Annotated in this window: 9 protein-coding genes; 4 read left to right on the forward strand and 5 right to left on the reverse strand. The window is 41.6% G+C overall.

Annotated features, from left to right (window positions below; genetic code table 11):
- The first annotated feature begins 245 nt into the window (after positions 1-245).
- On the forward strand, positions 246-1,238 hold the full coding sequence (locus L4C37_RS01150) for a porin (protein ID WP_429767664.1): 993 nt from the start codon (positions 246-248) through the stop codon (positions 1,236-1,238).
- Positions 1,239-1,350: 112 nt separating this feature from the next.
- Complete coding sequence (dacB, locus tag L4C37_RS01155; protein ID WP_429767665.1) at positions 1,351-2,751, forward strand: serine-type D-Ala-D-Ala carboxypeptidase; 1,401 nt, start codon at positions 1,351-1,353, stop codon at positions 2,749-2,751.
- A gap of 129 nt (positions 2,752-2,880) precedes the next feature.
- Here the strand turns inward: dacB and L4C37_RS01160 are convergent, their stop codons facing one another.
- Both L4C37_RS01160 and tyrS read right to left on the reverse strand, forming a co-directional pair.
- Positions 2,881-3,726, reverse strand: coding sequence for a magnesium transporter (locus L4C37_RS01160; protein ID WP_429767666.1), 846 nt, complete (start codon positions 3,724-3,726; stop codon positions 2,881-2,883).
- A gap of 428 nt (positions 3,727-4,154) precedes the next feature.
- Positions 4,155-5,342: a tyrosine--tRNA ligase gene (gene tyrS, locus L4C37_RS01165; protein ID WP_137373430.1), complete on the reverse strand. Its 1,188-nt coding sequence runs from the start codon at positions 5,340-5,342 to the stop codon at positions 4,155-4,157.
- A 129-nt stretch (positions 5,343-5,471) separates the two neighbouring features.
- Here tyrS and shyC point away from each other — a divergent pair, with 129 nt between their 5' ends.
- Entirely contained in the window at positions 5,472-6,761 is a 1,290-nt protein-coding gene (shyC, locus tag L4C37_RS01170) for a peptidoglycan DD-endopeptidase ShyC (RefSeq protein ID WP_429767667.1), read from the forward strand.
- A gap of 185 nt (positions 6,762-6,946) precedes the next feature.
- Here the strand turns inward: shyC and L4C37_RS01175 are convergent, their stop codons facing one another.
- From L4C37_RS01175 to erpA, 3 genes are all read right to left on the reverse strand, one after another.
- Positions 6,947-10,045, reverse strand: a complete 3,099-nt coding sequence (locus L4C37_RS01175) for an efflux RND transporter permease subunit (protein ID WP_429767668.1) — start codon at positions 10,043-10,045, stop codon at positions 6,947-6,949.
- Between the two features lie 11 nt (positions 10,046-10,056).
- On the reverse strand, positions 10,057-11,193 hold the full coding sequence (locus L4C37_RS01180; RefSeq protein WP_429767669.1) for an efflux RND transporter periplasmic adaptor subunit: 1,137 nt from the start codon (positions 11,191-11,193) through the stop codon (positions 10,057-10,059).
- Between the two features lie 365 nt (positions 11,194-11,558).
- On the reverse strand, positions 11,559-11,900 hold the full coding sequence (erpA, locus tag L4C37_RS01185) for an iron-sulfur cluster insertion protein ErpA (protein WP_137373426.1): 342 nt from the start codon (positions 11,898-11,900) through the stop codon (positions 11,559-11,561).
- A 296-nt stretch (positions 11,901-12,196) separates the two neighbouring features.
- Between erpA and hemL the strand changes: the two genes are divergently transcribed.
- A complete protein-coding gene (gene hemL / locus L4C37_RS01190; protein WP_273294879.1) occupies positions 12,197-13,492 on the forward strand; it encodes a glutamate-1-semialdehyde 2,1-aminomutase in 1,296 nt (431 codons plus the stop codon).
- The last annotated feature ends 192 nt before the right edge of the window (positions 13,493-13,684 follow it).

The raw sequence follows: 13,684 nt of genomic DNA on the forward strand, positions 1-13,684 counted from the left end.
AAACAATTAAAATCAACAACTTAAATAAAAACAATCACAATAAAACAGTGTTCATAATTTCAATTTATATTGTTTTACTAACTCAACAGGGAACTTTAAGGTAAAAAGTAACCCACGGATTGCACTGGCAAGTTTCTCGCTTAATGTTATAAGCCTGATTATGAAGCTTGATTTATACAGGCAATACAAAAAGGATACATATCCTTGATAAAACTATTTATGGACAGTAATTAGGAATTAATAACATGAACAAAACAATTATCGCTCTAGCAGTATCTGCTGCTGCTCTTACTACTGGTGCAACTGCTGCTGAACTTTACAACCAAGATGGTACTTCTCTAGAAATGGGCGGTCGTGCTGAAGCTCGTCTATCTATGAAAGATGGCAAAGCATCTGATAACTCTCGTATCCGTCTTAACTTTTTAGGTAAAGTTGAAATCCAAGACGGTCTATACGGCGTTGGTTTCTACGAAGGTGAATTCACTACAGCTGACAACGATGACGGTTCTGATCTAGATAACCGTTACACTTACGCTGGTCTTGGCGGTAAATTTGGTGAAGTAACTTACGGTAAAAACGATGGCGCACTTGGCGTAATCACTGACTTCACAGATATCATGGCTTACCACGGTAACTCTGCTGCAGATAAACTAGCGGCAGCTGACCGTACAGACAACATGCTTTCTTACAAGGGTCAATTCCAAGACCTAAGCGTAAAAGCAAGCTACCGTTTTGCTGACCGTTCTGAGAACGCAGCAGAAACTGAATATGTAGATAACGGCGAAGACGGTTACTCTCTATCTGGTATCTACGCTATCGGCGAAACTGGCGTTAAACTAGGTGCAGGCTTCGCAGACCAAGCTGAAGAAAACGAATACATGCTTTCTGGTTCTTACACAATGGGCGACCTATACTTCGCTGGTGTATTTACTGACGGTGAAAAAGCGAAGAACAACGGCGACTACACTGGTTACGAGTTAGCAGCTGCGTACACTATGGGTCAAACTGTATTCTCTTCTACATACAACAATGCTGAAACTAACGGCGACACATCTGCTGATAACCTAGCAGTAGACGCAACTTACTTCTTCAAGCCTAACTTCCGTGGCTACGTATCGTACAACTTCAACCTTATCTCAAAAGGTGACACGTACGGTTCTGTTGGCGGCGCAAACACTGGCGCAACGTCAATCCAAGCTGAAGACGAACTAGCTCTTGGTCTACGTTACGACTTCTAATTCTAGTTAGCTAATTGATTAATTAGTTAATTGAGAATCAAAACGCCCGCTCTCTAGCGGGCGTTTTTTATATCTGTATACTGAAAACTCTAACCACAACTTTTATCTGACTATGCGAATTCTTACAGCTCTAATTTTTTTTAGTTTTTCCTTTTCAGTCTTTGCATATACTCCTCTGAATTATCTACCAAAAGGAAGTGTCTCAAGCCTGATCGTAGAGTCACTAGATTCAAGTGAAGAGTTCATTTCACTCAATAGTGATCGATTTTACCCTCCAGCAAGCACCCTTAAGCTCGTCACTGCTCTCGCCGCTAAATTAGAGTTAGGGAATGATTTCCACTACTCAACTTCTTTATATAAAAGCGGCAGTGATGTTGTAATTTCTTTCTCTGGAGATCCAACTCTAAAGCGAGAACATTTAAAGCAATTACTGCGTGATTATAAAAAAGAGTATGGCAATCAAATAGCCGGAAGCATTTTTCTGGATAACTCCGCTTTTACAGGCTATGACCGAGCAGTTGGCTGGCCTTGGGATATTTTAGGTGTGTGTTACAGCGCTCCAGCATCGGCTATTACGCTTGATGAAAATTGCGCTCAAGCATCAATATATACTCAAGATGATGGACATACCCGTGTTTACATTCCGGCTCACTACCCAATCACTGTAAACACTGAAACATCAACAGTCTCCCGCTCAGGGCAAAAAGCAACACAATGCAGCTTAGAATTAACAACGACACCTAATAATGAATACCAACTGTCTGGCTGCTTAATAGAGAGAAAGAAACCTCTCCCTCTTAAGTTTGCTATACAAAACCCCGAGTTGTACGTACAAAATGTTACCTCAGATCTAGTAGCTGAACTGAAAATGGATATAAAAGGGCAAATCACAGTTAAGCCTACTAGATCATCCAAGATGACATTAGTATCAAAGCACAGGTCACCTTCGCTTCCCTCGCTTCTTAATACTATGTTGAAAGAGTCTGACAACTTAATTGCAGATAACCTAACAAAGACATTAGGCGCTACTTTTTTTGTCCAAGCAGGTAGTTTTAACAATGGTACTGAGGCAATCAAACAAATTTTATTAAGTAAGGCCGGAATTGATCTTCAAAGTGCAAAGCTAACCGATGGTTCAGGATTATCTCGTAACAATAGAATGACAGCAGAAAGTATGACCCAAGTCCTGCACTATATTTGGGAAAACGAAAAAGAGCTGAATTTACTTCAGTCTATGCCCAAATCAGGGCTAAGCGGTACACTTCGTTATCGAAAGAGTATGAGAAAGGCACCAATAGAAGGCAACATCATTGCAAAAAGTGGCTCTTTATACGGGAGTTATAATATGGCAGGCTTTGGTTTAGACAAAGCAGGCCAACCTAACAGTGTTTTTGTTCAATTTGTGAGGGATTACTACCCTGTGAAAAATAATACTGATACGCCTGTCATTGCTCCGATTACTCAATTTGAAAAAGCATTTTACAAAGATGTCATCAAATTCAGTCAACAATAATCATTGAATAGGGAGCAACCACCTAAGTTCGCTCCCTATATCTAATCTCTGCACACTAAGCTCTAAGCTCTAAGCTCTAAGCTCTAAGCTCTAAGCTCTAAGCAATCTTGTAACCTACCCCGTATTGATTCAAGCTATTTCAAGCAAAGTATTTACTACGGTAAAGTAGATCCACATTCCTGAGATATCCACAATTGAAGCAAGCACAGGGCTCACTAACACGGCAGGATCAAGCTTGAATAATCGTGCAACTATCGGTAACCCACCACCAAGCACCGTTGATATCGTAACTTGAATAAACAGAGCGACAGCAATGGCTAAAGCAATCATGTTGATGTCATAGCCGCCTGTTGATTGGCTTTCACTAAACATCAAAATACGCCCTATCATCACCACCGAAATCGCAAGTGCTAAACAAATCGCGACTCTAAACTCTTTCCATAGAACGTTAGCCCATTGTCGCTTCTTCAACTCACCAGTGGCTAAAGCTCTGATGACCAAAGTCGCGGCTTGCGTTCCCGTATTACCACCAGCAGCAGCGATCACTGGCATGTAGATCGCCAGAAGCACCAACTGGCTGAGAATGTCTTCATATTGAGCAATGATAAGCCCTGAGACGATTCCCAATAGTGCTAACGCAATTATCCAACCGATACGTTGCCTAACATGGCTCATCACCCCAGTCGAAAGGTAGCCCTGCTGAGGTTCCACCTCTGAGTAGATCAGCCCTAGTTGGTGAGCTAGGTGTCGAGATCGCTTCTCAAAGCCCTGTTCTTCTAACTCACTAAGTAAAGTCTGAATCGTACTAAGAGAGCATTGCCCAAGCACTAACACCGCATCTTCAAGTGGCATGCGGTTCAAAAGGTTAATTTGTTGCTCACGTCCGTACTGTTGAAATGCATTAGATACAGCTTGGATGTCTTTCTCTGAGTACAGAGCTTCAATAGATAGAAAAGTGTTGTTCATTACCGTCATGGCGAATCTCCCGATTGGCAAAGGTAACGACCATCAAAACAAATAGCTTATAGCTTATAGCTAGTACACAAAAGCATATAACGAGCATACCAAGAGCGTATAACTAGGCGTACCAAGAGCTGAAAACTACTCGTGGTGTCTACTTGTTAGAATCTAGTGTGTGGAAAAGAATGAAGGGGGAAAACAAAGATACCCTACCTGAACGGTAGGACAATAAATCAATACCGAGACAGGTTATTCTTCTCCATTCAAACTAGGAGGATGGTCGGTATTGTTCATAAAAATCTCCAGAATTACTGTCTATTTGACAGCGCGCACAGTGTAGCAATACTCATTTAAAAACTTCGTCAACTTTCGGTCAATAATCTTTTAGGCAATAAAAAAGGCATCCGTAGATGCCTTTTCGTTAAAAACACTTAAATTGAATATTACTTGATAGTAATACGAGCAAACTTGCGCTTACCTACTTGGTAAACCGCCGTACCCGCTTCAGGTACAAATCTGCTGTCTTCAATTTTCTCGCCTTCTAGCTTAGCCGCGCCTTGCTTGATCATACGCATCGCATCAGAAGTAGAGTTTACAAGACCTGCTTCTTTTAGAACGTTAGCGATTGGTAGACCTGCTTCGAATTCGAATTCAGGCATTTCATCTGGCACTTGGTTTTTAGCAAAACGGTTAACAAACTCTTGCTCAGCCGCTTCAGCATCGGCTTCACTGTGGAAACGAGCGATGATCTCTTTAGCCAGTAGAACTTTAACGTCACGAGGGTTTTTGCCCGCTTCAACGCCAGCTTTTAGTTCCGCTACTTCTTCTAGAGGACGGAAAGACAGCAGCTCGTAGTAGCTCCACATTAGATCGTCAGAGATAGACATGATCTTACCAAACATCTCACTTGGAGCTTCGCTAATACCGATGTAGTTATGCGCAGACTTAGACATCTTCTTAACACCGTCTAGACCAACAAGTAGTGGCATCATCAGTACCGCTTGTGGTTTTTGACCGGCAGCTTTTTGCAGTTCACGACCCATTAGAAGGTTAAACTTCTGGTCAGTACCGCCAAGCTCAACGTCGCTCTCTAGTGCAACAGAGTCGTGACCTTGTAGAAGTGGGTACATAAATTCGTGAATTGCGATCGGTTGACCACCAGCGTAACGCTTTTTAAAGTCATCACGCTCAAGCATACGAGCAACAGTTTGGTTAGATGCAAGACGAATCATGCCTTCAGCACCAAGTTCAGATAACCATTCAGAGTTGAAACGAATTTGCGTTTTCGCAGGGTCTAGAATCTTGAATACTTGCTCTTTGTAAGTTTCAGCATTTTTCAATACGTCTTCACGGCTTAGTGGTGGACGAGTTGAATTCTTACCTGATGGGTCACCAACCATTGCAGTGAAATCACCAATAAGGAATGTCACTTCATGACCTAGCTCTTGAAACGCACGTAATTTGTTAAAGATTACGGTGTGACCAAGGTGGATATCTGGTGCTGTCGGATCGGCACCCAACTTAATGCGTAAAGGACGACCTTCTTTTAACTTAGCTATCAGTTCGTCTTCTGGAATCAGTTCTTCTACGCCACGTTTGATCTCGGCTAATGCTGCTTCAATACTCGCCATTCTTGTTCACTCCCACAGATTTGGCAAAAATATAATAGTTCGACATCTTACTTGAATAGCGATGTATTTTGAAACCAGTTACACTATTCTGTCGCCTATTTTCTCAATATTTACAGAACGAACCGGATCATGTTGTCTATTTTTGCACGCCTTCCTATTTTGCACCGGGCTTTGATCGCATTCTTTAGTGCGATAATTTTCATAGCTTTGTTTTTGTTACCAGACGCCAATAGCTTAAGAGATTCTGAGAATCGACTTGAGGTTGGTAAACTCTACCCGTTAACCATAAATGCTGAAGCACTTGCTATAGGTACAGACATAGCCCCAACTGCCGTTCTCAAATGGGAAAAATACACGGTTCGTTCAGGCGAAAGTACCGCCGTCCTTTTTAAGCGTATTGGATTATCACCACGCTTACTCCATAACTTAGTCAGCAGCGATAAAGACATTAAAGACCATTTGTCTAACCTTCGCCCTGGAGACGTACTTCAATTCGGTTTTAATGAAAATAACGCTCTAATTCAACTGAAGCGCCAGCTCAATGCTTTTGAGACCTTTCGCATTACCGCGTCAGGTGATCAGTTCACATCTAAACTGGATAAAAAGGAAGTCAATTACCAATACAATTATGCCCAAGCCAACATCACTTCTAACTTTTGGAATGCTGGCATCAATGCTGGTTTAACAGCCAACCAAATCATGGAACTTGCGGGAATATTTGGCTGGGATATTGATTTTGCTTTAGATATTCGAAAAAACGACAGTTTTAAAATCCTATACCAAGAAAAGGTAGTGGAAGGAGAGGTCGTTGGGCGCGGGAAAATTATGGCGGCTATATTCAGTAACCAAGGTGATACATTTACTGCGGTTTTAGATGATAAGAGCGGTAACTATTACGATGAAAAAGGCCGAGCTATGAAGAAGGCTTTCTTACGCTCTCCTGTTGATTTCAGACGTGTAACATCAAACTTCAACCCTAACCGAAAACACCCAGTTACAGGTAAGATAAGAGCTCATAGAGGCACGGATTACGCGGCACCTGTCGGCACACCAATTTGGGCAGCAGGCGATGGTATTGTTCAAAAGTCTAGTTACAACCAATTTAATGGTAACTACGTTTTCATACGTCACAGCAACACCTACATAACGAAGTACCTGCACTTGAAAAAGCGCTCTGTCAAAACAGGTCAACGTGTGAAACAAGGGCAAACTATTGGTACTTTAGGTGGAACAGGTCGAGTCACGGGTCCTCACCTACATTATGAATTCTTAGTTAATGGGGTTCACAAAAATGCTCGAACGGTGAAGTTACCCCAATCAAAATCACTCAAAGGCAAAACAAAGAACACTTTTATTGCTAACTCTAAGATTCGATTAGATAAATTAGAACGTTACGGGCAATTACTCGCAACAAAGTAATCACTAACTAGCCCCTAACGATTCTAAACTGAGTGATAAAAATGAAAGTCTAAAATAAAAATAGCGCCGAAATCAGGCGCTATTTTTTATTTTACTGCTCACTTATTTTGAAGGTAGCGGCTCTTAATAGTAAGTGCTGTGATAATAATTACGGTTGATAGTAACGACTGACTGATTAAAACCAATTAATCCGATTGAACCTCTTCCTTCTTAGCTCTACCTAACATCAATAAGCAAGGTGTTAAGACTAACGTCAGCACAGTTGCAAATGCTAAGCCACCAGCAATAGCAGTAGCGAGTTGTGACCACCATTGCGTACTAGGAGCTCCAAACTCAATTTTTTGATTAATTAAATCGATATTCATTTCTAAAACCATAGGTAACAAGCCTAATATGGTTGTCACAGTGGTCAGCATTACAGGTCTTAAACGCTGGACACCAGTTCTTAAAATAGCATCTCGCTTATCTAGACCCCGCTTAATCAACTGATTATAAGTATCGATGAGTACAATGTTGTTGTTCACCACAATCCCAGCTAATGCAATCACGCCAATCCCAGACATCACGATACCAAATGGTCTTTGGAATATAAGCAAACCAACAAAAACACCAACTGTAGAAAACAAGACAGCACTCAAGATTAGAAACGCTTGATAGAAACTATTGAACTGAGTAATAAGGATTAACGCCATTACCGCTAGTGCAACCAAAAAGGCACTCTGTAAAAAGGCTGAAGAGTTCTCTTGTTCTTCATTTTGACCACGAATACGAAAATCAACGCCGCTAGGGAGCCCTAATTCATTCAATGCTTGCTCTATTTTTGGTAATTCTAACGCTAAATTAAACCCTTCCTCCATATCCGCCATAATGTTTACGACTCGTTTACCATCGAGCCTCTTAATCGTATCTTGTTTATGATCAGGGATAATTTGAGCAAAATTTGTAATAGGCACTAAACCTGCTGGCGTCTTCACTCTTAGTTGATCAAAACGACCGATATCTCGCTTATCATTTGGATAGCGTACAAGGATATCGACTTCTTCTGAGGAATCATCCGGTAAATAGTCACCAATTTTCAACCCATTAGTCACAAACTGAACGGTATTACCGACTAAGGTGGCATCCGCAGAGAAACGAGCCGCGTCATCTCTTCGAATATCAACTTTCCAATCGATCCCTTCTTTGCTTGAAGTATCACTGATGTTTTTAAGAACAGAGTTACCATCTGCCCAAGCTCTCACCACTTTTGCAGCTTGATTTAACTCTTCTGGGGTACGAGCGGACAACTCAATAACCAGATCATTTTCAACAGGTGGTCCCGCATCTGGAAACTTGTATTCAATTTCGACACCAGCATAGAGATCGGTTTGTAGCTTTAACTCTTCAATGATCTCTTTTACGCTTCGGCGGTATTGCCAATCGACAGGGGTTATTGAGATCAAACCGATTTGGTCATCCCCTCCCGTTCGAGTATATACACTTTCAAACTCATCATGATTAAGCATAGTTTGCTCAATATCACGCATGATAGTGTCTTTTTCTTGAATTGAGAGATCGCCATGAGAACGCACTTTGACGTTAAAGAATGGCGGGTCTACTTCAGGAAAAAATTCAGCTCCAAGCCCGGCTTTAGAATAAGTAAAGCCAACCGCCACAGATAATATGATTGCGCTACAAAGAATCTTGAATGGATGTTTGATGGCTATCGATAGCGTATGGTAATACGCTTTAGTTAACCCCTTCGCTTGTGAAAAGTCACCGTTATGTAAGGCAACCATTCGAGCTTGGTTAGCTGACGACACATACTGCGGCTTTCCAATTAAACCGCCTAGTACTGGCACAAATAAAAGCGCCATAATGAGTGATGCACTTAATGTTGCAATTAACGTTAATGGCAAATATTTCATGAATTCGCCAGTTACATCCGGCCAAAATAGCAGAGGAGCAAAGGCTGCAAGCGTTGTCGCTGTGGATGCAGTAATCGGCCATGCCATACGTTTAGCCGCATCCCGGTAAGCTTCTTTTCGACTTTCCCCTTCTTGCATTCGCCTATCTGCAAATTCGGTGACAACAATAGCGCCATCCACGAGCATGCCAACCGCCATGATCAGTGAGAACAATACGACGATATTCACTGTTAAGCCGAAAACTGAAAGCACTAATAAGCCAGTAAGAAATGACCCGGGAATCGAGATGCCAACTAACAATGCCGTTCTAACCCCTAAAATAGCGATAATAACGATCACAACCAGGATAATTGCTGACAATATATTATTCTGAAGATCATTAAGCATGATCTTCACATCTTTAGATTCATCCCATGTGTATTTAACGAGTAAATTATTCGGCCATTCTGCTCGTTGCTGAGCACCAGCCATTACAGCTTTTACGAGTGCAACTGTCTCTATGATATTTTCCCCGGCGCGTTTCTTTATATCTAAAACGACAGCCGATTTCCCATCTAAACGAGCAAAACTTTCAGGATCGCGAAAGGCGCGGCGAACCGTGGCAACATCTCCAAAAGTTACGACTTGTTTTCCATCAACTTTGATAGGTAGTTCAAGTACATCTTTTAAAGAATTGAAAACAGAAGGCACTTTTACTGAAAATCGTCCATAGCCAGTATCGACAAAGCCAGCCGCTACTACTCGGTTATTCAAGGCGATAAGGTTATAAATGTCCGCCTGATCTAGGCTATAACTTTCCATGAGTAAAGGGTCGACAATAATCTCAACAATATCGTCCCTGTCACCTGCTATATCTACCTCTAGGATTTGCCTATAACTTTCTAATTTATCGCCTAGCTCTCGGGCAATCTGAACAATTGTCCGCTCTGGCACTGTGCCATATAAAACGACAGAAAGTACTGGTTGCTCAGAGGCTAAGGTCACTTCATTTACGGTAGGTTCGTCGCTATCTTCCGGCAGTTTAGGTTTTGCAAGATCAACCGCATCACGAACATCTGCCATTGCTTTTGTAAGATCGACACCGACATTAAATTCCAACACAACAGAAGCATGGCCTTCAGCCGCTGTTGCTGTCATTTCCTTCACACCTTCAATTGATCTTAACTCTTGCTCAATAGGTCTTACGAGTAAACGTTCCGCATCGGCTGGTGAGATCCCTTGGTGTCCAACGGAGACGTAAATAATGGGGATCGTAATATCAGGGCTAGATTCTTTAGGTATGGCTATATATGTGCCCACACCCGCGATCAGAATAAGTGATAATAAAGACAACATTGTTCTTGCACGAGACAACGCCGCATCAATAATTGAATACATTCGTTATCCCTCTAATTATCTGTCATCGTTGACTGTTCAGGCTCGGGAGTCAATTGCTGCTCCACAGCAACTACAGAGTCACCATCACGCACAAAGCCTTGCCCAACAGTGATAATATCAACCTGTTGACCCAACCCTGTAAGCCAAACACCATCTTGTTCAGCTTTAACAAGTTGAATCTCAACAAACTTAACAATAGGTTTATCTTCTTTCAAAACTAATGTCTTAACACCTAAATTCCCTGCTTCATCTAATGCAAGCATCGCAGGGGTTATTTTTATGGCATCTTGACTTTCAAGGCTGAGAGTCACTTCCGCGCTAACCCCAGCAGGTAAAAAGCCTTGTGCGTTGGCGATCTCAATTTCGATTGGAAAAGTATTGGTTGAAGTAGATGAAATACGAGAAATATAACGTAAGCTACCTTCCACCTCATTTCTACCTAACAAGCGTACAGAAGCTGATTGATCGACCTGAAGATGCTGTATATGACGCTCACTAACATCCGCTTCAATCACCAAAGGGTCAAGGTCGATAACACCTGCGACTGGGTCACCAACCCCAACAAAATCTCCTAATTCAACCAATAACTCTTGAACCACACCTGAAAATGGTGAGGTGATTTTCGTATTCTTTAGAGCCAGTTCAGCATTACTTTTCATCGCTTTTGCTTCTGTTAATGAAGCCTCAGCCGTGGTGTAAGCAATTTCACCCTGCAGCCCTCTCTTCTTAAGTGATTGAGCCGCTTTAAATTCTTTTTGTTTCAATCTATATAAAGCTGACGCCCGTTCAAATTGAATTTCGAGATCGCCTTTATCTATCTGCGCGATGGCCTGTCCGGCTTTTACTTTATCGCCTTTTTTAACATTTAATTTGACGATTTTACCTGCGATTTCCGCACCTAATCGTGCATGCCGATCAGGTGCTGTACGACCATAAAGCTCAATGGTTTTGTAAGTAGGTGAAGACATAAAGGTCTGAAAAGATACTTTCGCCAGCGGAATTTCAATTGATTTGTTTGGTAATGCTTCTTCTGCATGACCAGCACCTAGTCCCAACCAAATGGATAGCAACACCACGAGAACTAAGGAAACTAACCATGGCTGCTTAAATTGGTGGGGAATAAATGTTCGAGAAAACTCAGAGGGCATAACAAATCCTTTTCTGTTTGGAGCGTGCGATGAGGGCGAACGAATAAAGATAAACGCAACCAGGTGCAACTTCCTGATACACAAAGGTAACATTAACAGACCAAGGTTTATCAAAGTTGAGATGTTATCTACAGTTTAATAAATATGGCGTTTACTAAACACAAACAAAATTAAAGAAAATACCCGTTAAAATCCATTCTAATGGAATAACAAAGGTTTAATCTTAAAACCAATGTTGCAGGTAGAAAGGCTAGAGTGAAGGAAATCAAGAAATCACAACTAATAGATAATAAAAAACGCCGAACAAAAGTTCGGCGTTAGGGATATTTGGGGTACTACTTTATCGTTGGTGTTACTGCGAAAAGCTACACGCTAAATGAAGCACCACAACCGCATGTCGTCGTAGCATTCGGGTTGTTAACAAAAAAGCGAGCGCCTTCTAGACCCTCTGTGTAATCAACCATACCACCCATTAAGTATTGCAAGCTCATTGGATCAACAACCAATGTTACGCCACTATTCAAAATGGTTGTATCGCCATCGTTAACTTTCTCATCAAAAGTAAAACCATATTGGAAACCACTACAACCGCCACCCGTAATATATACACGTAGTTTTAGATCTGGATTTTCTTCTTCTGCGATCAGCGTTTGTACGCGATTTGCTGCTGCATCAGAAAAAGATAAAGGAATATTTGCTTCGCTCACGACAACCTCTCTCATTCGTGTCAAAAACAACCTGATACAAATCTAGTTCGAGATCATAGTTGCTGAATATTTTTATAATACACAGTGATTATCTAATACCTGACTGAAACGTTCAAGTATTCACCATAGGATATGTCCGTTTAAGCTTTTAAAGGCAATTTAATTTCTTTAATAAGACGCGTAACACCTCAAATAAGGCAGTTTCAAGTGATTATATTAGCGAAAACATTTCTAGTTAGATAATGGATAGGTACAATGCGAGCCAATTGGTCCGACAATCAAAAGAGGATATATCAATGACCAAATCAGCAGAGTTGTATCAAAAAGCACAGCAAACCATTCCCGGTGGCGTTAATTCACCAGTTCGTGCATTTAACGGTGTTGGCGGTTCTCCTATTTTCGTTGAACGTGCAGATGGCCCACTTATTTTTGATGCTGATGGTAAAGCGTACATTGATTACGTTGGATCTTGGGGACCTATGATTTTAGGTCACAACCACGGTGTGATTCGTGAAGCTGTTATTGATGCTGCGCAGCGTGGTTTAAGTTTTGGTGCTCCAACTGAAACTGAAATTAATATGGCTGAATTAGTATCTGAAATGGTTCCTTCAATGGAACAACTTCGTATGGTGAGCTCTGGTACTGAAGCGACAATGAGCGCTATTCGTCTAGCTCGTGGATTCACTGGTCGCGATAAAATTCTTAAGTTTGAAGGTTGCTACCACGGTCACGCTGACAGCCTGCTAGTGAAAGCTGGTTCAGGTGCACTAACACTTGGTCAACCAAGTTCACCTGGCGTTCCAGCAGACTTTGCAAAACTAACACTGACAGCAACATTCAATAACCTGGATTCTGTTCGTGAGCTTTTTGCAGCTAATAAAGGCGAAATTGCATGCATTATCGTGGAGCCAGTAGCTGGTAACATGAACTGTATTCCACCAGTAGAAGGCTTCCACGAAGGTCTACGTGAAATTTGTGATCAAGAAGGCGCGCTACTTATTTTTGATGAAGTAATGACTGGTTTCCGCGTAGCAGAAGGCGGAGCTCAAGCTTACTACAACATCAAGCCTGACTTAACCTGTCTTGGTAAAGTTATCGGCGGCGGAATGCCTGTTGGTGCTTTTGGTGGTCGTAAAGATGTGATGCAGTACATCGCACCAACAGGACCTGTATATCAAGCTGGTACACTTTCAGGTAACCCTGTAGCAATGGCTGCTGGCTATGCATCATTAAACCTTCTTCGTGAAGAAGGTAATGAAAAGCGCCTTGCTGCAAAAACTAAGCAACTTGCAAATGGCTTCAAAGATCTTGCTGATAAACATGGCATTCCAATGTTAGTGCACCAAGTTGGCGGTATGTTTGGCTTCTTCTTTACTGACCAAGAAACAGTAACCTGCTATGAAGATGTTACTAAGTGCGATGTTGAACGCTTCAAACGCTTCTTCCATCTAATGCTAGACCACGGTGTTTACCTTGCACCTTCAGCATTTGAAGCAAGCTTTACTTCTCTTGCTCATGGCTCTAAAGAAATTGATGCGACATTAGAAGCGGCTGATCGCAGCTTTGCTATCATTGCAGCAGAAGCTAAATAACGTAAATAACGTAAATAACGTAAAAACTACAAAAAGAGCTGCGATTCCGCGGCTCTTTTTATTTGTACTTTCTTTGGGTAAAGAATACTTATAGACATTAGCGATGAACGCTAGCTTTCATATAAGTGCTTATCTTTCCCAGAACAGAAAAACAAGTAGCATGATGGTTCCTAAAAACATCCGAAACCAAGG

The sequence above is a fragment of the Vibrio kagoshimensis genome (assembly GCF_050337535.1).
Classification (GTDB): domain Bacteria; phylum Pseudomonadota; class Gammaproteobacteria; order Enterobacterales; family Vibrionaceae; genus Vibrio; species Vibrio gallaecicus.

What these genes read in the sequence shown, in the direction of transcription:
- tyrS (WP_137373430.1), bottom strand. Translation starts at nt 5,342, where the DNA reads ATGGCGAGTATTGAAGCAGCATTAGCCGAGATCAAACGTGGCGTAGAA.
- L4C37_RS01175 (WP_429767668.1), bottom strand. Translation starts at nt 10,045, where the DNA reads ATGTATTCAATTATTGATGCGGCGTTGTCTCGTGCAAGAACAATGTTG.
- L4C37_RS01160 (WP_429767666.1), bottom strand. Translation starts at nt 3,726, where the DNA reads ATGACGGTAATGAACAACACTTTTCTATCTATTGAAGCTCTGTACTCA.
- L4C37_RS01180 (WP_429767669.1), bottom strand. Translation starts at nt 11,193, where the DNA reads ATGCCCTCTGAGTTTTCTCGAACATTTATTCCCCACCAATTTAAGCAG.
- hemL (WP_273294879.1), top strand. Translation starts at nt 12,197, where the DNA reads ATGACCAAATCAGCAGAGTTGTATCAAAAAGCACAGCAAACCATTCCC.
- shyC (WP_429767667.1), top strand. Translation starts at nt 5,472, where the DNA reads ATGTTGTCTATTTTTGCACGCCTTCCTATTTTGCACCGGGCTTTGATC.
- L4C37_RS01150 (WP_429767664.1), top strand. Translation starts at nt 246, where the DNA reads ATGAACAAAACAATTATCGCTCTAGCAGTATCTGCTGCTGCTCTTACT.
- dacB (WP_429767665.1), top strand. Translation starts at nt 1,351, where the DNA reads ATGCGAATTCTTACAGCTCTAATTTTTTTTAGTTTTTCCTTTTCAGTC.